A 19,724-nucleotide genomic window follows, 5' to 3' on the forward strand; every position below is an offset into this window, starting at 1 on the left:
GAAGCTTATGTCAACTAGCTATTTGTACGAACATAAGAACTTTCCAGACCTTTCACGTCTCATAGAGCAATGGAAGCTAAGTTTGACTTAGCTTGAGACGAGATTGATTTTTTGTTTGATATTTCAATCGTATTGTTTGTTTTTGATCGAAATATCAAACATTTAGAAATGAAGAAACAAGTTATTTTGCCAAAATATGGTATTCTCTTAGAAAAAATGGGAGAGAATATCAAACTCGCTCGTAAGCGTAGAAAACTCACCGCTGTACAGGTGGCGGAGCGGGCTGGTATAGCTCGTTCTACCTTATATTTGGTTGAAAAGGGAGATGCAGGTGTAGCAATGGGAGCCTATTTTAATGTTTTACGTGTGCTGGGGCTGCAAGATGATTTTTCCAGGTTAGCTGCAGATGATGCATTTGGCAGAAAGTTACAAGATTTAGCATTATTGTAAGATGGCAAAAGTATCAGCTATAAATTCATTAAAGCGATCCTTGAAGTCAGTATCTACTTTGGTGTCATAATTTAATACGGAGGTAAGCTAAAATATGTAAAAAATAACGTATTTTTGGACAAATCTAAAGTTGAACTTTAAAAATGGCTAAATCAGAGTTTTTACAACGAGAATTAAAAAGTGAAATACAACGATTGTCTAGTTTGTACGCAGTTATTGTAGTTACCGGACCAAGACAGTCTGGAAAGACGACCCTATGCAGAAATCATTTTTCGACTTACCATTACATCAACCTTGAAAATCCCAGTACCAGAGAGCAAGTGCTTACAGCACCTAAAGCTTTTTTAGAACAACACGCTGATGGGTTAATAGTAGACGAAGCGCAGCATCTTCCAGAATTATTCTCTTACATTCAGGTAATAGTTGATGAAAACGAAGATAGTAACTTCGTACTTACAGGGAGTAGTAATTTCTCTTTAATGCAAGGTATTACCCAATCGTTAGCAGGCAGAGCAGCAATCCTTACTCTACTGCCATTATCTTTGTCAGAGTTAGGAATCCGCGTACAAGAAAAAGGCACAGATACGATACTTTTAAATGGAGGATATCCTGTTGTATGGACAAAAGGTATTCCCGTACAAGATGTTGCTCAAAACTATTATAATACTTATATAGAACGGGATATACGTCAGCTTTTGAATGTAAAAGATATTACCCGATTTCAAACATTTATAAAACTTTGTGCCGGGCGGATCGGTACTGAATTCAATGCATCCGCTTTATCTAATGAACTTGGTGTTTCGGTGCCCACCATTCAGGAGTGGCTCAGTGTTTTGGAAGCCTCTTATGTTATATTCAGATTACCACCTTTCTTTCGAAATATAGGAAAAAGGTTGGTTAAATCTCCGAAACTGTATTTTTACGATACGGGCTTAGCTTGTTTTCTTTTGGGTATTGAAAATGAGCAACAATTAGCAACGCATCCCCTGCGGGGAGCCATCTTTGAAAATATGGTGGTATTAGAGTTTTTCAAGAACAGGTACAATCAAGGTAAATTACCTCATCTTTATTTTTACAGAGATAAATCGCAACACGAAGTAGATCTCATTGAAGAAAAAGGTACAAAATTGTATGCTTACGAGGTCAAATCGGCAAAAGCATTTACCAAGAACTTTATAAAAAGCTTAGGTTACTTCCGAAATGTGGTAGGTGATGATGTAGTATCTACGCAGGTTATCTACGATGGAGAAAATGACATCTACAGTTCGGAAAACGGAATGGTTAATTTTCGAAATATAAAGTTCGAAGATTAAATAGCTAAAATTAATTCTATTGCGGATAAGGCCATTGTCTGACAGTTAAGAAACCAAAAACTAAAAAACTCCTGAAGCGGGGAGCTTCAAGAGTTTCTATACTCTCGGTGGATGATCATACCTACCAACCAGTTCAGATTCTTGCAGTAACTATATAATTTTATTTTTCGTTGCGCGTGTATTCGTTAAAGTTTACGATAGCAGTATATAAAATTTTATATTGCCAATGAATAATCCATCGCTTGGGAGTCATCACAAAACTGTTCAATCCAGCTTGTTTTCTAAACCCGTCGAATTCGACGGGTTTAAAATTGGGATTATATATTGTCTCCCAAAAACCTAAGAGTTCAATTGTATTTCGGTTTCTCATCCAGTTTTTAACCAGATCGTCAGTATGGTTTGGATCTTTATGTCGTGCGATGTCCGTAAGTGATATGAAATCTTCATGGTTATTTTGATACAACAGTATATCAACTCCTTTGACGTTTATTTTTTTATTCTTGTTCATAATTCCCCGTATTTATAATTCGCTATCAGCGGTCACACATTTTAAACTTAATGCATGGATATCAAATTTTTTACGATATAAATATACTAAAAATATTAGCATGCCGAGTGTTTATTTGTAAAAAACTACTACTAAACAACATCCTCGTCTACAAGAACAGTTTGATCTGGTCAAGCACCGAAACCTTTATTTTATCCTCGTTATCATCATAGCGTGGCATAACGCAAATTTGTGTGCAACAAAATATTAAATAAATAATTGAGTAGGAAGGACACTTTGTTTTTACGTATGATCACATAAAAAAATCCTGAAGCGGGAGCTTCAGGATTTCTAACCTAACCAATTATTAACCTAAATTATGAATACTATATAAACGGCAGCATGTGGCAGAATATTATAGCACCTGCCGGAATTAACGAAAACTTAACATACCTACCCTTCGATAGTTGGCTGAACACCTTGTTTGCTTTCATTATGTATTTTTATCGGTTTGATCTTTATCATAATTAATCTTAAATAGATGCGACTGCTGCTGGTCTTTATTCTGCTTGTCGTAGCTTTCTCTTGTAAACGCAAAGTATATCACATAAAACCATCCGAATATACCGTGCAGTATTGCCCACAAGATGGACTTATTACGATCCCACGAGGTGACTACGCCGGATTGCGTGACAGTTTTAGTGGTGTTGTTGACTACATCTTGTCCAAAGACCACTGTGATCAATGAAGGCATCGGCTTTTATGTAATTTAGAAGTATATCTCTCGTCCAGCCAAGCTGAATGGCTTTCTCAGCATAGTACAACGCTTCCTTATCATCCGTGACTTTCTCTATCAATAGTAGGTTATGCCTCCACGGCAAAACTGCAACGCAGCGTTGCAGTTTTGGATCAACACGGCAATAGCGCTCATAGAAGCGTTTCATGTGCCATAGGTTACGGGGTGAAACACCGATATCTGGGAACTTTAACTTAAGATCAGCCGACAATCTTTTTACTACACCGGCACCATGGCCTTTTTCGATTTTCTTTTCACTAAGCAATTTGCCCAGATTCCAATACATACCGATTCCGGCCTCATTCACCTTTCGGGCAATATTTATGCGAGCAGTCTGTATTTCGGTTACTGCAGCTTCGAGTATTTCGGTATATAGCTTTTCGACTTCCATATCGTATTTTTTACAATATAAATATGCTAAAAATATTAGTTATTAAAGTCTTTGTTCGTAAAAAGCTACTACGACTAAATAACATCCTCGTCTACAAGAACAGTTTGATCTGGTCAAGCACCGAAACCTTTATTTTATCCTCGTTCTCATCATAGCGTGGCATAACGCAAATTTGTGTGCAACAAAATATTAAATAAATAATTGAGTAGGAAGGACACTTTGTTTTTACGCAAGATCACATAAAAAAATCCTGAAGCGGGGAGCTTCAGGATTTCTAACCTAACCAATTATTAACCTAAATTATGAATACTATATAAACGGCAGCAGCTGGCAGAATATTACAGCACCTGGCGGAATTAACAAAAACTTAACATTTCTTTTGTTAACTGAGTTTCCCATCTTAGCTAATAGCTAAATATATGCTTATACTCATGCCGCTCTGCTGCCAGTCTGCTATCATCGACAGCATCTGGTCTCTTTTTTCCTGTGTACTCATGCAGCAAAACTAATTGCTCTATATCAGCTAAACAATATGTACCTGTTAGGTCGGATACATATTTCCTAGATTTAATCTCCAATTTTTGAGCAACTTTCAATATATTTGTTTAGACTTCCCTTTCAATGATATTACTACATAATTATTTATAAAGTACCAAATCTATAATGATACAGATAATGCGAAAAGTTGGACTATTATATTTACTGTCATTATTGTTTTCTTGCTCATTTGTTGATAATAGACCTCAAGAACTCAATAGAAAGATAAGTCATGAAGTCGATTCACTATCAAAGCAGTTATGTGTTTTTAGTCAATTTAAAAAGATAGATGGAGTAGAATTTCAAGCTAATGGATTTGTGGTGTATGAAATGTATTTTGAGGGTTGGATTACAGCTAATTATAACTGTTTGTGGCGTGCTACTACACATGGTATTAAATATGAGATGAGAAATATAGCGCGTTCCAATGATACATCAAATCCGATATTTGTACCAGCAGGCTCTGGTTACAATATCAAAGGATCATCTCGGTTTATGAAAAGAGATAGTGGGTGGGTATTAACAAGTTTTTCCTATTCGATTAAAGAATGAAGTTAATTTGTAGGTTTCTTTCAAAATAATATTGGTTCATCTGATTTCAGTCGTAACAAAACTTCAGAAGCTCTTAAGTCTAACGAAGAGATCTTAAAAATGTTAGGAGACATTCTTAAAGAAAAATATGAGGATAATATTGTTAATTCTGGTCATGACTTTGGTGAAGCTATATGTCTAGGGTTGAAGAAAGTACTAGGCAGTAAAGAAATAGATTCTGACACATTTTTACGCGAATGTATCCTCGGATACGACAGCGAGAACTTTTTTAATACAGAGATGTATTCACTGATCAAAAAAATGGAGGAAAAGCAAAAAACCAATTATTTGAGAGTCTAAAAGTTTATTGTAAAAAGAATATAAAGTTTTAAAGTATTTTAATGCCAACTCCACTCCCAAGTTGGCATTTATTGCCCGAAAAAAATTAAGACATCGGCGAGTAAAAAGGGTTGCAAAGTTCTATAAAGGGATTTCTACAAAATGGCCATCAGGCCTAAGCCCCGTTGAGATAGAGAAATTGAAATTACATATCCCTTCGAACGTGACTTCGGCTACTTCTCTGATTGAATGATTAAAATCGTCAGCGGGTAGAAACGTTTCTTCTCCTCTCGCAGGAGCCTTACCACCTAAATACGAATTCGCTCTCGTAGCTCCGGAGTTCAAGCGACAAAACTTAACGTGGGGGTTGACTTCGATAATTTCTTTTGTTGGAAATCTAAATATTACTGGATTTTCATGTTCATACCTGTTAAAGTGTCGCCACAGCCTATCAATAGTTGGCCACATAAAAATGCGATCATTTAAGTGATATATAAAGTCTGCAACTTCCCAACCTCCAGTCAAGCACTTAGCTAAAGCTTTTTCTGATATTGGCCTTTGATCCCTCAGAAAATAAGACTTATCTCCAACTAAGATTTCAGTGTGGTCAGTTCTACGACGCCTATTAAGGTCATTAGCATTATTACCAGAAAGCTCAATAATTTTATTTGCACTATATAGTCTTTTCTCAGCTACAATGCTTTCTGCATTTTGGACATTCGTTAAATGATACAGATAAGGCCTTTGTTCAATAAATTTTTCTAGATCCATATTATTTCCAATTTCTTCTATCTATTACAGCACGATAATCAAATGTAGTCCCTATTAAAGACACTTTAACTCCGGAACATCTTTCGATTTCTTCCACAAATCTCCGTGTATCTTCTGTTAAACTCTCATATCTTCGCGCATTTTCGTTTTCTTTAGAGATGTAGTCCGTAAATGTAAGTGCTATGTCAGTTGGTGAATTAAGTTCACATGCTTTCCTAAATAGCGACCAACTAAATTCAGCAATCCTCCTGTTTTTTTTTGTCGTTGTCGTTATTTCCTTCTTTATCAATTCATTTGCGTCTTTTCCAGAACGTTCCGCAATGGTTTGCATATCAATTTCTTTGCTTACGAATGGTCCAGAAGCCCCACCAACTCTAATGGGATATGAACGTGTTACCATAATGATCTTTCTCACCCTCCTGGGTGAAATGCCCGCTTCAGATAGGCAGCCTGAGACAGTAGTATCCCGTGAAGTCACATGAGGATAAAGTCCGTGATGCAAACTTAATCCCGTGCCTTGTGTACCTTCAAGTAATATTTTTTTTCCATCTCTATACATTAGTTCCAGTTCTTCCGAAGTACTTCCAAGATAACCCCTTAGTTCCTTTAAATAGTTTTTTGCTTTATGCTGATCTTCACCTAGCAACCGCGATATAATATTTGTTGCGGTAGCAAAACCAACTCCTTGAGCAGTTGAACTAATTTTTTCCGCTATTTTTCTTTCTTCCTCAATGTCTTTTTCCGAAATTATTATCGCATTTTCATCAATAATTAGTCTACCGTATTCAACATTAAATGTCCTAATTTCCTGTAATATTTTTTCAAGGTTTAAGACAGCACCTGGACCAATCAGCAATTTTGCGTTGGGAGCTCGATGTGTCCCTGAGGGAAGTAGATGAAAAACATGATTTGTAGGTCTTTCAAAAACGGTATGTCCAGCGTTCGGTCCGCCTACCCTCATTAAACAATCATAATCAGGAGAAATATGGGCTGCAATCTGTCCCTTACCCTCCGAACCGAACTGTCCACCTACTATAACATCTACCAATTCATTCTTTAAAGGTGGTAATAGTTTGAAAAAACTCGCTACACGGACAAAAACATCCTCTTCATTGCAACGGTCCGTATTAATTACAAGATCCGCTTCTTCTCTCAATTTCGGCACTTGTTTTTCTGTCTCATCTGCTTTATAATCTTTATATTTTTCTATTTGATCGGACTGAGGCATCTCCCTAATTTCTCCTCGTTCAAAAAATCTTTGCTCAAGCGTTCTAGAAGCAGCTTCCAAATGAATGTGAAAAACAAAATAACTATAAGCTTCTCTTACATGTTTAATCTGATTGATGATTCTCGCTGAATCGATCACATATAGATTATGGTTACCAAATTCGCTACCGTAAAGATGTTGAAAATATTCTAGAACCCATTTCCCGTCACCCTGGACATCCAGAGCTGTGCCGAATTTTTGAAAAAAGTCTCTATCCGGTTGTTTTCCTTTTAACTTCTTTTGAGCAAAATAATTGAGACCTTCTCTTGTTTTACAAGATTTAAAACAGAACCTTGATTCCAATTTTTCAGTCAAAGTGCTTTTGCCAGTACCAATTTCACCGGTTAGTACCAGAATTACTTTTTTGTCTCCCATGTAGAACTTTCATTAAGTAACGTTAGGTTGGATTTTCGTTTTGGATTAAATGAGTTACTTTGAAACAAGTAGATATTAACCTTTATTTCGTAGTTTACAAGTTCATCATGGATCATCCCAATAATAATATCCCATTCGCCTCCAGCTTGACCAGCTCCAATCGCAGGCATATGCACCGAACAGTTATTGTCAAGTGCGTACTCTCTAAGTTGAATTAAACATTTTCTCAACTCTTTATACCGTAAAGGAATTTCATTGCCTTTGGCAAAAAGTCCTTTTTGAGCTAACATCTGAAACACAAAAATATCTTTATCAACTTCTACTACATTTGTATTTCCTAAAACAAACGTCGATTTATCAGAGCTCCATTCCTTAAGACGATCTTTAACTACCGGATAATTTTTAGCTAGGGAATACCCAAAACCACGACCTAACGAAGCACTTGTATTTACAACTTGGGCTATTATTTTCTTTCCCTTTCCTCTCGGCTTTGTAGCATCCCCGAATTCAAGTATTATCTTTCCATAATGTTGGTCATGCCTTGCATATTCAATTGGAAGAACTAAAATTCCAACCCGAGGTTTGGTGTCTCTTTTATAGGGAGAAATTCCAACGGAACTCACTAAATATGACTTTCCAAGGAAAATTTCCCAATCAGCAATTTCTTCAGCTGTCCACCCTGGGGAGGTACATTCGTAAGCATTTGAATCTGCAGGAATTTGGAAACTCTCAGGTATATCTAATGAAAAGAATCTCGAGGATTTATAATAGTCAACAACAATTTTACCGTCGTCTTGAAAAATCCCTATTAAAATTGCACAAGGTTGGTCAATGACTTCGGTATATCTCATAAAAACAGATTCCAAAGAAGCTTTATATTTTTTGGCTAACTCGATAAGACCTTTCATTGACGCCTGCGCATTATTTGCATCGTTCGAAAATATAGCGTAGGGCAATTGTATCTCAGAAGCCGCAGCGTTGCATAGCTGCTCAAGCTGTCTATTTTCTGTAGGATTCTCTTCTCGATTCCGCGTAGCTTTTGCACAGTCGGAAAATAGAGTATGAGCGATTTCATGTGCAATACTGAAATTAACCCGAGTTGGTATCTGGAACGGATTATATAGGATCTGAAATTTGTTCCCTTTTTGGGGTACTATCTTAGCATCAATGACCGAGTCATTAGGAGTGACATCAATTCCCATGATTTCTGCCAACTTAATTGGGCTGTAGGGAGGGCCTTCCCATCCATTTTCGAAAGCCCTAAAAACCAAATCCCGAGCACGGGCCTTGATTGCCTCATATGGATCTTCATTATTTGATTCACTGATAAGCAAGCGAACAGATTCATGTGACCAATTCTTACGAAAGCTCTTTCTTGATGATTTAGCTGGAACTTTTTGTATTGAGGAAAGTTTGTCATCCGATAACTTCAGTCTGTTGGATATTTCTTTGATCCTCATCAAACCCTCATTTACTACCTCCTTTATATCATAACCCTCTTCAGATAAATATTCCTTAGCATTTTGAGCTGAAGAGCTATTATGTTCCACTTTCGATAAAATTAACCTTATAAAATCTTCTCTGTTAAACATTGTTTCGTTGCTCATATCTGTTGCCGTAAATGGTATTTTTTTGCCGTTTTCTTAAGCACAGTTCTTAATCTTTTCATTCCATTGTCGAAAACTTTGGAATCCATGTTATATTCAATAAGTATCTCTCTTCTTAAAAGACCATTTTGACAATGGGCCTCAAAGATCGTTTTGACTATTTCATCTGCTTGTATTTCGTCCTGAATATCATTTAAAATCATATCATGATCAATTTGTTGGTCGAAGTATGCATTAGCATAGGGCAGTATCGCTTCCATAGTATTGAAGGTATTTATATCATCTTCATCAAAGAAAAACTCTATATCTGTAGTGGTCTTATTTTCAACTTTTTTAACATCATTCCAGACCAGAGTACGTATGATATGTAATTTCAAATACCCCACCAACGACCGTTTTGACGGGTCAAATTTATGAGGTTCGCTTAAATACTTTTCAATTGCAGCGGCAACATAGTCGTGCACCTGTTTTCCTTCCAAATAAGAATCTATTTTGCCTTTTCGAAACCAAGTATTAGCTTTTAATAGCGTATCTGTATACGCAAAAAGCTGCAAATATAGTTCATCCCAATTTATTGTATCCATTGATTGCCTTAACATTTTGACCAACCCCACAATACCTTATGCTACTAATTTAGTTTTTTTTCCGTTGATAGCAAAAAAAATTTTTTGTGCAGTATAAACTGTATGAACTGATAAAATTTATTACAAAAGAGCAAGGTTATAGATATCAAGTTACTTGTATAGCAGAAGAATAGAAATGGCATTAGTATGGTATTGTGTATAGTTGTTACATGACGATGATTGAATATCCGTAAAGGTTCAAAAACTAATCTAGTTATCATCTGCGGATAGGATTTTGCAACCACCATCATCTCGGATTTTTTGTAAGGAATTTTGCAGATTAATTCTCAAGACGCTTCTTTATTTTGTCAATATCCGTATTTATCTGCTCCTCTCCCAATTTTTTTATTATTTCGATACTCTGTAAATGACAATACTTAGCTTTTGTACCACTGCCACAGGGGCAATCCTTATTACGTTCAGTCCTTTTTCTGGTCACAATGTGGGATAGCAAGAGAAGAATTGAATCTTCATCGGGCAGTTTATGTTCCTCAAGATAATATTGTATAATACCTTCAAAATAATGGGCATATTCTTTTCCTGCGTACTGACCACCTTCAAGTCTATGTAATTGATTAGCAAAAAAAGGATAAACCTTTTCTAAGATAAAATCACAAATATGTATTCCGACCTTTGATTGCACAATGAGGTTGTGGTAAACATCTAAACAGCAAATACCTCCCTCAGAAATGTGCCAATCTATGTCTCTGGGGATGAGGGTACTTTTCTCTATTACAATGGGAACGCAATAAGGATAGTTGTAGGGAACAGCCATTCCAATATCAAAGGTGTTCCAATAAATCCCTTTATTATCGCAAATATCAAGTTCCCCAGTTATTAGCCACATCTTCAACTTAGCACGCCATGAATAAGCGAGTTTGGGAAATCTGTTTTCAACTTCGGTAAAATCTCCCTCAAATTTTTTATTTGTTACCATTAAAAATTATAATAAGGCTTATTGGATATCGCAATAGGTGCAAGATTGGCTACGTTCTTGTTACTAAAAGAAGAACTATTTTTGTTCTTCAACTGGAGATTGCCGTAAAAATCTGTAGCGATAAATTCTTGTTTTTTTAAAAATTTAAGCCAGTCAAAATCATATTGCGTATAATAAAAATTTTTTTCCGGAATGCGGAATATATAACGATCGTTTTCACTGCCAGTTCTAATACATACCGGGCTACAGTAGTCGATTAATAACGGATTTTCCTTTTTTATATGATCGCCTATGACTACGCCATTGCTTACCGCCTTACCCTGCATTTTACTTGCCAAACTGGTGTGTAGACTACAGGTGGTTACCTCACTAATCTCTCCGATTCCAGCAATTCCCCATATTACATCACGATCATATCCGAGATCGACACCTATCCTAGTATAAATGTTTTCTACCCCTTGTTCTATAAAAATATTTTTTAAATCCTCCTTAACAAAATAAGTAAAAACACTCGAAAATTGTAAAGCACGGTTTACAGCTACCTCAGGCGTCACGTCCTTTCCTCCAAAATAGATGAATAATCCATCTCCTTGAAGACGATGCACATATCCTTCGAAAATCAAACAAGTATGTATTGCTGCACGTTGGATTGTGTTGGTTATGATCCAAACAGTACGCGTTGTATATTTTTTAAAAAGGTTCGTAGAACCTTTAATATCCACAAACATCGAAACAATGTAATGATCTTCTAAGCTTTCTGAATATTTTAGATTTGCAAAGTCAGGATGAAGTCCTAAACGTTGTTCGAAATTTGGAACAAGCCCGAGTACCTTGGCGAAGTCCGAAAGGCTAGGAAGTAATCTTTTCTCTGGAACTTGTAAGTTAAAAGCTTTGACATCAAATGATTTTTGAAAGCTTTCACCACAGAAGGATAAATTTTCGTTAAGCTTAGTTGATTTTGAATCGGCAGCCATAGCTGCCCGAATCGGTTTTAAATAGTCGTCGAAAATATGCATAGCGTTATCTTAAATTAAAAATGATTAAAAGTATTAATGGAATAAAAAGAAAAAATTGAATGGTAAATAGCCTCCCTGCCCGCTTCAGTTTGTTGAACTTATCGGTCAAACCACAAGAAAGTTGATACACCTGTACTCGTAAATCATGTAATTCATCTTCTTCCAAATTTGGCAAACTTGATTGCTCACAGTATTCTTCTCTACTCATCTTCGAAATTGATCCGAAAAAATGTATTGAATTTCCGTCAGTAGCAAGGAATGGTGTCGAAGCAACTATTACCACAATCATTATCGCTAATCCCAGACCTATGGTGCATAACATTAATATATGGACAAAAATGCCACAATCAACGAGTTGTAACAACGATGGGTAAGCTGCTACAAGACCGCCAACAACAAACGTACTCAGACCTAAAAAGACTGCACTTTTATTGTTTACACTATCGTAATAGTGGTCAAACCTCTCTATAGAAAACTTTAATCTATCTTTTTCCATAATATTAACCTTTGGTTTTGGCAGGATCGTTACCGTAAGAATTCTTTTCCCGAAAACGACCTTGTTTATTTTGGATAGTTAGTTCCGATTGATTATTAATGGCCATTTGTCTACCTGCTGTAATCGCTTCCTTTTGCGTATCGAAAACCTTTGTTACGCGTTGATTTCCTGCAGACCTTGTAGCCCAATCGTTACCGTGCTTAACGACAAATACATTTTTGCTATTTTTCATGATTTTATCTTTTTTATGTCTACTATAATATGCTCCAAACAGAATACTTTTTGCCATTGACTATTTTATTTTTCTTAAAAATTTTGATTTATCGACTTATATTATTGATACCGCCATTAAAGGCTATCGAAAGGGCCCAGACGAAAAAGAAGCAAGTGATTTTGCAGCTGAGCTTTTAATGCCAACTGACATCTTTATAGAGAACTGCTATAAGAAAAAGTTTTCTCCGAACTTGATTCGTGAATTGACTGATAAATTTACAAGTATGACTTTAATTGTTTATCGATATGTAGAGCTAGGAATCATCCAATTACAGCATTTTACAGTAAGAACGGGCAAGTCTGTTATTGGAACAAGGCAGACGATATGTATATCGAATTCCTGATAGCAATAAATTAATGTGCCCAGTGATCTGTAGCCAATGATTTTTCTCTTAATAGCCCTATAATCAAATAATGAGGCTGCTCCTACAATAGCGTTCTACCATAGTGCCTATGGGATTGGCGCTGTTTTTTGCTGAGGGAAATGAACGATGGCACCGCAGCCCGAGCGATCTGCAGGCTAGCCAAACTCGAGGCGACGGTGGATGGAACCGGGCTGAACACATGGTGAATGTAATGTCGCTTGCGGAATGTAATGAACCAGATGTGATGCGCTGTGAGAGACAGAGTAGTCGCCTATGATGAGGAGAACTGAACTGCAAGGATGATGACAATCTGCGTTAGCACCCGTAGGGCAAAGAGGCTCTGTAGGGTGCCATGGTTCTCTTTATTGTATCCTATTGAGCCTCTTTGGATTGTGGCGGAATTCTTTGCTGAAGGACGACGAGGAATGCCTTATTTCCTCTTGTTAAAACTATCGGAGAGCTCTTATTTCTAAGTTTTCAAACTAAATGTAAGATATTTCGTTAATTTGTATTAAGTTTAAAATATATGATATCATTAGTTGCTGTCCAAGGGTATAAGTCAATAAAAAATCAACAAATTGAATTAAAGCCTCTCAATGTTTTGATTGGTGGAAATGGGGTGGGTAAAAGTAACTTCATTTCTATATTCTCTTTAATCCGGAATCTATATGAGGGCAGCTTGCAAAACTACATAGTTCGTAAAGGGGGAGCAAATACGTTTCTACACTTAGGCGATAAGGTGACGCAGGAGGTAGTGATTGGAATTCAGTTTGATGATATTAATAGGTTTCATTTTACTTTACAAAAAAGCGACTATTCATTGTTCATCAAAAACGTAGGAACATCTTTCAAATCAGGTAGCCGCTGGCACGATGCTAATTATGAGCAGAATGTTTTGGAAACAACCTTTAGACATTCAAAGAAGAAACAAGCTTTTTATGTAAATAACTTATTAAAGGAATTTGAAGTCTATCACTTTCATGATACCGGCGACTCATCACCAATAAAATCTCAGTCCAATATTCATGATAATTTTTCTTTGAGAAGAGACGGAAGCAACTTGTCTGCATTTTTATATCTTTTAAAGCTAGTGAATAATAAGCACTTTCTGAGAATCGAGCGTACTGTACAATCTATTGCCCCTTTTTTTGAGAGATTTCAATTAGAACCTAATCGATTGGATCCTAATACAATTGTACTGGAATGGCAAGAGAAAGGCAATTATGATTCTTATTTTAATGCTCACAATTTATCAGATGGGACGTTAAGATTCATTTGTCTGGCAACTCTATTATTACAACCTAATCCTCCTAAAACTATTATAATTGATGAACCTGAGTTAGGGTTACATCCAATAGCTATAAATAAACTGTGTGGCTTGTTTAGAAAGAAATCTGAAGAGGGAACGCAAATAATCATTTCTACACAATCTGTAACGTTGTTAAATAATTTTAACACAGAGGATATAATTGTTGCAGATAGAAATGAATACGAAACTGTGTTTAAGAGACTTAAGGATGATGAGCTATCTAGTTGGACTTCAGAGTATAGTTTAGGTGAAATTTGGGAGAAAAATATCTTTGGAGGGCAACCGTTTTAAAATGAAAAGATTAGTGATTTTAGTAGAAGGAGACTCGGAATTGGTTTTTGTTAATAAGTTCTTAAACCCTTATTTAGTATCACACGGACTTAATATTTCAATAAATGCGCAAAAGATTATAACGAATAATAAGTTGCAACAAAAGGGAGGGAATGTCTCCTATCGGTACCTGAGAAATGATTTAATTCGAATTGAAAGCCAAGGAAATGTCGTAATTACTACACTTTTAGATTTTTTTAGACTCCCGAATGATTTTCCTGGCTATAGTATAACTCATTGTGAACATATTGAACAGGCAATGCATTTAGATTTAGATTCATATCCTAATTATATACCGTACATCCAAAAATATGAATTTGAGACATTACTTTTTTCATCAATTGAAGGTTTTGAATTTTTGTTGGACGATACAGACAAGATTGATGAAATCCAAAGAATTATAAATGATTATCCTAATCCGGAAGACATCAATGGGGGAGCTATTACGTCTCCTTCAAATAGGTTGAAAAGAATTTTCCCATACGACAAGGTCAATGATTCCGAACTAATTTGTACAGAAGTTTCTATTGAAACAATGCGTTCAAAATGTCCTCGGTTTAATAATTGGATTAATAGATTGTTAACGCATAATTATAATTAAAAGTCATAGTATTTTTATAAGCCGCTTTAATAGCGCTGTGTAGTCTGGCATCTGTCCCATACCACAAATGTATGAACTATTTTCAATCTATTATACTGTTGTTCAATGCTTTTAAAATGATTATATTCGTCTTATGAAACCATTATTTACCTTTTTACTACTTACCTTATCATTCCTTTCATACGGCCAGTTCAGAAACACCACGTGGGGGATGACGCAGCAGCAAATTATCGAAGCGGAAGGAATGGTCGAGTATGAAATCGATGACTTAGATAATTATGACCCGCTAGAACGCGGTCTTAGAACAATAGATCAAATCGTAACCATCGATAGCGCATTAGTCCAAATTTCATATATGTTGGAAAACGGGAAGCTCACCGGTGGTATGTACAGTTTTTCACCATTAAATGAAGAAGACAAAGATGCCCACAATAAACTATGGAAAATGACCCTAAGTAACCTTGCAAAAAAATATGGCAAAAAATACCATATGGTTGGCGATAGCTACAACTGGAATTTACCCGACCTTACCATTAAAGCATTTAATATGGATGTAGGGATTGCGGGCGGAAAGCTGATAAATGTTATTTATGATTCTGTAAAAGTAAAGCAGGAAGACATTTTGTAACTGTCATAGTAATAAACATAGCTACCAACTAAGGTAGCTTTAATTTTATCTCATTCACGATCCAACGTCTTACCCTACCTGGATACTCATCGAATTCTTTGTCAAGAACTATTAGAGAAATATTTCCGTTCACGAATAGTGAAAAAGAAAAGTCAATTTTTTGTAATTGGGGATAAGATGGGCGTATCTATTATAAGTATCGCTCTTAATCTTATCAATTTCTTGATTTACCTCATCTTTTGGCATGAAGCAAAATTATAATATTAAGTTAATCTATTTTTGAAGGGGGCAATGAAACGGTATATTTCTATCTTTTGCCCGCTGATAGTAGAGAGTTATGCAACGCCTTGGTTGGAGAAGAATGCCCCGAAACCACGCAGATAAGCAACGATCAGATTGTAACGGATGTAAAGAAGTTCTGCGCATTCAGTTTATAATGTGTGAACATTGGATAAGAATATTATCCTGGATATTCCGCGCCATAATGCACCACTATTCAGCGGCAAAGTGAACCAGTGAATTAATATGCTCCATTACTCGGTATCACATGCCGCACACCACCTCGCGGGTTCTCCATGTCTCCTGCATAACGGGGGATAAGATGGCAATGGAAGTGAAAGACCGTTTGGCCAGCTGCTTCTCCGCAATTCATGCCAATGTTATAGCCATCTGGCGTAAACTCTTTTTCAACGAGCGATTTAGCGAGCAAGATGGCATTATCCAAATCAGCTTTTTCATCTAAGCTTAACTCAAAATAATCGACGCGCAGTACCTTACTGATGATAAGCGTATGGCCTGGAGAAACGGCAAAGCCGTCACGGATCAGGAAGAAATGCTCCGTTTCCCCTATATGTTTATCTTTTGGCAGCTCGAAAAATGTTTTGATACTCATATTGTATAGTTCAGAAAGTATAATACAAATTTAAGGATTCAACATTTTATCCAGCGTCTTCAAAACTTCATTGACTAAATTATCGACCTCTGTATTATCAACTAGGATAGGTTTAGTTTCAGGTCTATTTACTAGATCTACAACTCCCTTAAATTCGGGGAGTAAAATATCAACTTGTTGCTGATTTAAATTTCCATAATCTAGAAACGTCCACGGTCCTTTTCCTGTTTCATTTAATGCAAGTAATAAGCCATGTCCAATCAATTTTTTACCTTCTTCTTTGGTGTTCATTATGATTATCTGAGGTATTTGTAGATAGCGAAGTTGTCCAATATTATAAATTGGCCCCTTTGTATAGTTTACAATTGAATCAATTGAAACACCTGTTTGCAACATCGAACTGTAGACCTCTTTAAATAGTTTAAGCGCATTGGAATTACCTCCCATAACTTTGATAAGTCGCGGTGAAGTATATTTAATTAACGTTTCAGAATCCCCCTTTATAGAGGCATTAGTCATATTCGTTAATGGATAATTTAGATCATTCTGCTGTGCGTAACTATAGCCAACGCTAATAAAAAGCAAAAAGAGAAATACTATTCTTTTTTTCATAATTGTAAAAAGCTAAAAACTTCCTGGGAGCTCAATCCCTGGACTCCATTCATGGATAGAATAGGAGAGAGCCAAATTGTACTGTGCTTGGAGAAAGTTACGTCTTTTGTCTTTTGTTCTACCAGTTTGATTGATAATTGTCTCCGCCAGTGGGTGTTTGCTTTCGATGTAAAACTCATTGCGATTGTAGAGGCGTTCCAAATATTTGTGGTGGGGGACGCGTGCACTTTTTGCGCTATTTACTAAAGGATCCGCTAATACCAAATTCCACACACCATTAATATTGACTTGCTCATTTGCATGCGCCTTTTTGTGTAAATGCGGAAGGAAATGATCAACGGCGCATATTCTATGTGATTCGCGTGTTAAAAATATATCCTGATAAGAGTAAAAACATTTTCCCTTTTGATAACCGTTTAACGAGTCACGAACAGAAGTGATGTTTATTCTTCGCATAAAGTTAGACTCGATATATAGTTCTTGCTTCAGTTCATCGTGCTTTACCTCTAATAAATTTGGATTAACGTTCAGATTCCAAGCTGTTTCTACCAATTTCCATCGCGCATCAACCTCTTGATCAAAATTATCAAACTGTAATGCATCTTTTAATTTAAAGATGTTATCTGTAAGGATGATCTCCTTTTTTCCTTCTATATAGTTTTTTTGATAGAATGGATGTGTGATGGTATCACCGTTCACGTTTTGGAAGGCGTCTATTACATTAACAAAACCAAGCTTTGTAGTTGTATGAATTAACTCGTCTTGTGATATCGATCCATTTATGAAGGCTCTGCATTGATTCAAGAATTTACTGGAAGACGAGCTTCCTTGTTTATCGTTAGCTTTTAGATGTTCGATGATATACCTGGAAAAGGGTTCGGCTAAGTCTTCTAAAGAAATTATAGATTTCTTTAGGTTAAGTATTTCGATCAAAGTTTTTGCGTAGGCAAATTTATAAGTTGCCGAATTCTTTCCAAATAAAATAATGGCTCGCCATTGCGACTCAAGACTAGGATCATTTATTTGAAATCGAGTAGACATATTTATTTCAGGTTGGTGTATGTCTCAATTAATTCTCTGGCAATAGGTATATCTGCGGGAGCGAAGTTCCAATCCAACAAGTCTCCAACTGGAATCCATTCTATTTTATCATGATCGACCAATTTTATGTCCGATTCTTTACTTTCACATATAAATGAGATCAATTCAATTGTTCCTCTCTCGTAATGATGAACAATATTTAGGAAATGCCGGTCAATGATTACGTTTAAATCTAGTTCTTCCCGCAGCTCACGAATCAAACATTGCTCGTAGGTTTCATTTGCTTCTACTTTTCCTCCCGGGAACTCCCAAAATCCGCCCAACGACTTTTCAGGTTTTCTTCTGCAAATAAGAACGCGATCATCCTTAAATATAATACCGCAAACAACTTTAATAATATCCATGCGACTCTCTGTGGTACTTAAGATTTTCTGTATTTAATTTATGAGCAGGAGCTGTGAAGAGACTGCCAGAAACAGCGCCGATTAATTCCAGATTATCCTTAATCGAAAAACTTCCTTTATCAAACATGACGTGATGATTCGGACAAAGACAGAGCAAATTGTCCGAGCTATCATGGCCGTTGTGCGGCTTACCTAATGGTTTAATATGCGCCCCCTCAGCATAACTCCCCATTTTGGTAGGTAGTTCAAACTGACAGACTTGACATTTAAAGTTGTAGAGCTTCTTAATTTCGTGCGCCATCTTGGTGTCACGAATTATTCTTACTACTACCCCAGCTTTTCTTTTAGTCGCTTCGCTTGAAACCTTAAGTTCAATTTCCTCGGGTGTTTTACTGGTAGGATTATCTCCGATATAGAGAAGCTTGAACCGACAAATTTTGAAACCACTTTTACCTATTTCCTCCCACGAGTCAACGACACTATACAAGCCAGCATATGTGTAGCCCGTTTTAGGAGAATAATCAGATTTATGTGTATATCCTCTAACTACTCTAATAGGAAGACCTTCATTTTGACTTTTTAACAACCCGGCATTTCCTCTATTTGACCAAGACTGATCTTCAATCTGCTTTCTCGTATTTTGATCATTTCCTCCAGCGCCAGTATATATTATTTCTTCACCATTGTCCTCATCATCTTCATAGCCTCCAGATAATACGATTGCTGATACTCCTTCTTTTGCGTTGCCATCTATCCCGGAGCCCCATTGTCTATGAAAACTTGAAGGCATCATTTCCTTTCTATTCTCAAACCAGTGCCCTTCAGGAATTCCGGAAATTTCACCAAAAACTATGGGTCTACTCATTTCTTGATCCTCCTATAATCCCATGGTGCTACCGCATTAGATTGAATCCATAATCCCTTTTTATTCTGTCTAGCTAAGTGCTCCGCTTGTTCAAATTCTTCGGATTTATCAAAATGCTTATAGTGCCAAGCAAGTCCTTCTCTTAACAATTCAAGGTTTACATTTATAGAATCTGAAGTCCAAACAATTCCTACCGTCCTTCCATAGCGATCAATATCCTTTACATCTACTGTCACAATCTCGGAGAAACATAAGTCTGAAGTAAATCGCTTTGCTACGTTTGCAAAGTCTTGTCCATTTTCCGGACAGTCAATTCCATAAAGGCGTATTCTAACCTGAGTTTTTGTCGAATCGAGAAGTGCTATTGTATCGCCATCTGATACCCTTATAACTTTACCTTTAAGCGACTGAGCTAAAGCTAAGTGAGTTATGATGAGGCTAATTATGAACAAAATAAATCTCAGCATG

The 19,724-nt window shown here is 36.4% G+C and carries 24 protein-coding genes; 7 read left to right on the forward strand and 17 right to left on the reverse strand.

Annotated features, from left to right (window positions below):
- The first annotated feature begins 168 nt into the window (after positions 1-168).
- The gene (locus FAZ15_RS03180; protein ID WP_136899840.1) at positions 169-450 is read left to right on the forward strand and encodes a helix-turn-helix transcriptional regulator; all 282 of its coding nucleotides are present in this window, start codon (positions 169-171) and stop codon (positions 448-450) included.
- A gap of 143 nt (positions 451-593) precedes the next feature.
- The gene (locus tag FAZ15_RS03185) at positions 594-1,763 is read left to right on the forward strand and encodes an ATP-binding protein (RefSeq protein WP_136899841.1); all 1,170 of its coding nucleotides are present in this window, start codon (positions 594-596) and stop codon (positions 1,761-1,763) included.
- A 160-nt stretch (positions 1,764-1,923) separates the two neighbouring features.
- On the opposite strand, the gene FAZ15_RS03190 is transcribed toward FAZ15_RS03185, so the two are convergent.
- From FAZ15_RS03190 to FAZ15_RS03200, 3 genes are all read right to left on the reverse strand, one after another.
- Positions 1,924-2,271, reverse strand: a complete 348-nt coding sequence (locus FAZ15_RS03190) for a KilA-N domain-containing protein (RefSeq protein WP_136899842.1) — start codon at positions 2,269-2,271, stop codon at positions 1,924-1,926.
- Between the two features lie 472 nt (positions 2,272-2,743).
- Positions 2,744-3,004, reverse strand: coding sequence for a hypothetical protein (locus FAZ15_RS03195; RefSeq protein ID WP_202912304.1), 261 nt, complete (start codon positions 3,002-3,004; stop codon positions 2,744-2,746).
- Complete coding sequence (locus FAZ15_RS03200; RefSeq protein WP_136899843.1) at positions 2,949-3,437, reverse strand: DUF1016 N-terminal domain-containing protein; 489 nt, start codon at positions 3,435-3,437, stop codon at positions 2,949-2,951. Before FAZ15_RS03200 ends, FAZ15_RS03195 begins: the two co-directional genes overlap by 56 nt.
- Positions 3,438-4,112: 675 nt before the next feature.
- On the opposite strand from FAZ15_RS03200, the gene FAZ15_RS03205 reads away from it, so the two are divergent.
- On the forward strand, positions 4,113-4,526 hold the full coding sequence (locus FAZ15_RS03205; RefSeq protein WP_136899844.1) for a hypothetical protein: 414 nt from the start codon (positions 4,113-4,115) through the stop codon (positions 4,524-4,526).
- A 99-nt stretch (positions 4,527-4,625) separates the two neighbouring features.
- Positions 4,626-4,865: a hypothetical protein gene (locus FAZ15_RS03210; RefSeq protein WP_136899845.1), complete on the forward strand. Its 240-nt coding sequence runs from the start codon at positions 4,626-4,628 to the stop codon at positions 4,863-4,865.
- A gap of 120 nt (positions 4,866-4,985) precedes the next feature.
- Here the strand turns inward: FAZ15_RS03210 and FAZ15_RS03215 are convergent, their stop codons facing one another.
- The 8 genes from FAZ15_RS03215 to FAZ15_RS03250 all read right to left on the reverse strand — a co-directional run bounded on the left by FAZ15_RS03215 (position 4,986) and on the right by FAZ15_RS03250 (position 12,168).
- Entirely contained in the window at positions 4,986-5,615 is a 630-nt protein-coding gene (locus tag FAZ15_RS03215) for a DUF7002 family protein (RefSeq protein WP_136899846.1), read from the reverse strand.
- A 1-nt stretch (position 5,616) separates the two neighbouring features.
- A complete protein-coding gene (locus FAZ15_RS03220; RefSeq protein ID WP_136899847.1) occupies positions 5,617-7,257 on the reverse strand; it encodes an adenylosuccinate synthetase in 1,641 nt (546 codons plus the stop codon).
- Positions 7,239-8,864, reverse strand: coding sequence for an ImmA/IrrE family metallo-endopeptidase (locus FAZ15_RS03225; RefSeq protein ID WP_136899848.1), 1,626 nt, complete (start codon positions 8,862-8,864; stop codon positions 7,239-7,241). Before FAZ15_RS03225 ends, FAZ15_RS03220 begins: the two co-directional genes overlap by 19 nt.
- On the reverse strand, positions 8,861-9,448 hold the full coding sequence (locus tag FAZ15_RS03230; protein ID WP_136899849.1) for a hypothetical protein: 588 nt from the start codon (positions 9,446-9,448) through the stop codon (positions 8,861-8,863). Before FAZ15_RS03230 ends, FAZ15_RS03225 begins: the two co-directional genes overlap by 4 nt.
- Before the next feature lie 319 nt (positions 9,449-9,767).
- Positions 9,768-10,424, reverse strand: a complete 657-nt coding sequence (locus FAZ15_RS03235; RefSeq protein WP_136899850.1) for an SEC-C metal-binding domain-containing protein — start codon at positions 10,422-10,424, stop codon at positions 9,768-9,770.
- The gene (locus FAZ15_RS03240) at positions 10,424-11,440 is read right to left on the reverse strand and encodes a hypothetical protein (RefSeq protein WP_136899851.1); all 1,017 of its coding nucleotides are present in this window, start codon (positions 11,438-11,440) and stop codon (positions 10,424-10,426) included. The genes FAZ15_RS03235 and FAZ15_RS03240 overlap by 1 nt, the downstream gene beginning before the upstream one ends.
- Positions 11,441-11,444: 4 nt before the next feature.
- Positions 11,445-11,936 carry a Pycsar system effector family protein gene (locus FAZ15_RS03245; protein WP_136899852.1) on the reverse strand — a complete coding sequence of 164 codons (492 nt, stop codon included), beginning with the start codon at positions 11,934-11,936 and terminating at the stop codon, positions 11,445-11,447.
- Positions 11,937-11,940: 4 nt separating this feature from the next.
- Entirely contained in the window at positions 11,941-12,168 is a 228-nt protein-coding gene (locus FAZ15_RS03250; protein ID WP_136899853.1) for a DUF2188 domain-containing protein, read from the reverse strand.
- 932 nt (positions 12,169-13,100) lie between these two features.
- On the opposite strand from FAZ15_RS03250, the gene FAZ15_RS03255 reads away from it, so the two are divergent.
- The 3 genes from FAZ15_RS03255 to FAZ15_RS03265 all read left to right on the forward strand — a co-directional run bounded on the left by FAZ15_RS03255 (position 13,101) and on the right by FAZ15_RS03265 (position 15,442).
- Positions 13,101-14,174, forward strand: a complete 1,074-nt coding sequence (locus FAZ15_RS03255; protein WP_136899854.1) for an AAA family ATPase — start codon at positions 13,101-13,103, stop codon at positions 14,172-14,174.
- Position 14,175: 1 nt separating this feature from the next.
- On the forward strand, positions 14,176-14,814 hold the full coding sequence (locus FAZ15_RS03260) for a DUF4276 family protein (RefSeq protein ID WP_136899855.1): 639 nt from the start codon (positions 14,176-14,178) through the stop codon (positions 14,812-14,814).
- Positions 14,815-14,947: 133 nt separating this feature from the next.
- Positions 14,948-15,442 (forward strand): hypothetical protein, encoded by a 495-nt coding sequence (locus FAZ15_RS03265; RefSeq protein WP_136899856.1) that lies wholly within the window; start codon positions 14,948-14,950, stop codon positions 15,440-15,442.
- Between the two features lie 520 nt (positions 15,443-15,962).
- Here FAZ15_RS03265 and FAZ15_RS03270 read toward each other — a convergent pair.
- From FAZ15_RS03270 to FAZ15_RS03295, 6 genes are read right to left on the reverse strand one after another with little or no spacing between them, the layout of a single operon-like run.
- The gene (locus FAZ15_RS03270; protein WP_202912305.1) at positions 15,963-16,334 is read right to left on the reverse strand and encodes an HIT family protein; all 372 of its coding nucleotides are present in this window, start codon (positions 16,332-16,334) and stop codon (positions 15,963-15,965) included.
- Positions 16,335-16,364: 30 nt separating this feature from the next.
- The gene (locus FAZ15_RS03275; protein WP_136899857.1) at positions 16,365-16,946 is read right to left on the reverse strand and encodes a hypothetical protein; all 582 of its coding nucleotides are present in this window, start codon (positions 16,944-16,946) and stop codon (positions 16,365-16,367) included.
- A gap of 12 nt (positions 16,947-16,958) precedes the next feature.
- Complete coding sequence (locus FAZ15_RS03280) at positions 16,959-17,987, reverse strand: HNH endonuclease domain-containing protein (protein ID WP_136899858.1); 1,029 nt, start codon at positions 17,985-17,987, stop codon at positions 16,959-16,961.
- Positions 17,988-17,989: 2 nt separating this feature from the next.
- A complete protein-coding gene (locus FAZ15_RS03285; protein ID WP_136899859.1) occupies positions 17,990-18,391 on the reverse strand; it encodes a (deoxy)nucleoside triphosphate pyrophosphohydrolase in 402 nt (133 codons plus the stop codon).
- Entirely contained in the window at positions 18,378-19,256 is an 879-nt protein-coding gene (locus FAZ15_RS03290) for a YDG/SRA domain-containing protein (RefSeq protein WP_136899860.1), read from the reverse strand. The genes FAZ15_RS03285 and FAZ15_RS03290 overlap by 14 nt, the downstream gene beginning before the upstream one ends.
- The gene (locus tag FAZ15_RS03295) at positions 19,253-19,723 is read right to left on the reverse strand and encodes a thermonuclease family protein (protein WP_136899861.1); all 471 of its coding nucleotides are present in this window, start codon (positions 19,721-19,723) and stop codon (positions 19,253-19,255) included. The genes FAZ15_RS03290 and FAZ15_RS03295 overlap by 4 nt, the downstream gene beginning before the upstream one ends.
- Between the last annotated feature and the right edge of the window lies 1 nt (position 19,724).

The sequence above is a fragment of the Sphingobacterium olei genome (assembly GCF_005048855.1).
GTDB lineage: Bacteria > Bacteroidota > Bacteroidia > Sphingobacteriales > Sphingobacteriaceae > Sphingobacterium > Sphingobacterium olei.

What these genes read in the sequence shown, in the direction of transcription:
- FAZ15_RS03240 (WP_136899851.1), bottom strand. Translation starts at nt 11,440, where the DNA reads ATGCATATTTTCGACGACTATTTAAAACCGATTCGGGCAGCTATGGCT.
- FAZ15_RS03190 (WP_136899842.1), bottom strand. Translation starts at nt 2,271, where the DNA reads ATGAACAAGAATAAAAAAATAAACGTCAAAGGAGTTGATATACTGTTG.
- FAZ15_RS03225 (WP_136899848.1), bottom strand. Translation starts at nt 8,864, where the DNA reads ATGAGCAACGAAACAATGTTTAACAGAGAAGATTTTATAAGGTTAATT.
- FAZ15_RS03230 (WP_136899849.1), bottom strand. Translation starts at nt 9,448, where the DNA reads ATGGATACAATAAATTGGGATGAACTATATTTGCAGCTTTTTGCGTAT.
- FAZ15_RS03270 (WP_202912305.1), bottom strand. Translation starts at nt 16,334, where the DNA reads ATGAGTATCAAAACATTTTTCGAGCTGCCAAAAGATAAACATATAGGG.
- FAZ15_RS03250 (WP_136899853.1), bottom strand. Translation starts at nt 12,168, where the DNA reads ATGAAAAATAGCAAAAATGTATTTGTCGTTAAGCACGGTAACGATTGG.
- FAZ15_RS03285 (WP_136899859.1), bottom strand. Translation starts at nt 18,391, where the DNA reads ATGGATATTATTAAAGTTGTTTGCGGTATTATATTTAAGGATGATCGC.
- FAZ15_RS03280 (WP_136899858.1), bottom strand. Translation starts at nt 17,987, where the DNA reads ATGTCTACTCGATTTCAAATAAATGATCCTAGTCTTGAGTCGCAATGG.
- FAZ15_RS03260 (WP_136899855.1), top strand. Translation starts at nt 14,176, where the DNA reads ATGAAAAGATTAGTGATTTTAGTAGAAGGAGACTCGGAATTGGTTTTT.
- FAZ15_RS03245 (WP_136899852.1), bottom strand. Translation starts at nt 11,936, where the DNA reads ATGGAAAAAGATAGATTAAAGTTTTCTATAGAGAGGTTTGACCACTAT.
- FAZ15_RS03185 (WP_136899841.1), top strand. Translation starts at nt 594, where the DNA reads ATGGCTAAATCAGAGTTTTTACAACGAGAATTAAAAAGTGAAATACAA.
- FAZ15_RS03220 (WP_136899847.1), bottom strand. Translation starts at nt 7,257, where the DNA reads ATGGGAGACAAAAAAGTAATTCTGGTACTAACCGGTGAAATTGGTACT.
- FAZ15_RS03215 (WP_136899846.1), bottom strand. Translation starts at nt 5,615, where the DNA reads ATGGATCTAGAAAAATTTATTGAACAAAGGCCTTATCTGTATCATTTA.
- FAZ15_RS03295 (WP_136899861.1), bottom strand. Translation starts at nt 19,723, where the DNA reads ATGCTGAGATTTATTTTGTTCATAATTAGCCTCATCATAACTCACTTA.
- FAZ15_RS03180 (WP_136899840.1), top strand. Translation starts at nt 169, where the DNA reads ATGAAGAAACAAGTTATTTTGCCAAAATATGGTATTCTCTTAGAAAAA.
- FAZ15_RS03200 (WP_136899843.1), bottom strand. Translation starts at nt 3,437, where the DNA reads ATGGAAGTCGAAAAGCTATATACCGAAATACTCGAAGCTGCAGTAACC.
- FAZ15_RS03265 (WP_136899856.1), top strand. Translation starts at nt 14,948, where the DNA reads ATGAAACCATTATTTACCTTTTTACTACTTACCTTATCATTCCTTTCA.
- FAZ15_RS03205 (WP_136899844.1), top strand. Translation starts at nt 4,113, where the DNA reads ATGCGAAAAGTTGGACTATTATATTTACTGTCATTATTGTTTTCTTGC.
- FAZ15_RS03195 (WP_202912304.1), bottom strand. Translation starts at nt 3,004, where the DNA reads ATGCCTTCATTGATCACAGTGGTCTTTGGACAAGATGTAGTCAACAAC.
- FAZ15_RS03290 (WP_136899860.1), bottom strand. Translation starts at nt 19,256, where the DNA reads ATGAGTAGACCCATAGTTTTTGGTGAAATTTCCGGAATTCCTGAAGGG.
- FAZ15_RS03235 (WP_136899850.1), bottom strand. Translation starts at nt 10,424, where the DNA reads ATGGTAACAAATAAAAAATTTGAGGGAGATTTTACCGAAGTTGAAAAC.
- FAZ15_RS03255 (WP_136899854.1), top strand. Translation starts at nt 13,101, where the DNA reads ATGATATCATTAGTTGCTGTCCAAGGGTATAAGTCAATAAAAAATCAA.
- FAZ15_RS03210 (WP_136899845.1), top strand. Translation starts at nt 4,626, where the DNA reads ATGTTAGGAGACATTCTTAAAGAAAAATATGAGGATAATATTGTTAAT.
- FAZ15_RS03275 (WP_136899857.1), bottom strand. Translation starts at nt 16,946, where the DNA reads ATGAAAAAAAGAATAGTATTTCTCTTTTTGCTTTTTATTAGCGTTGGC.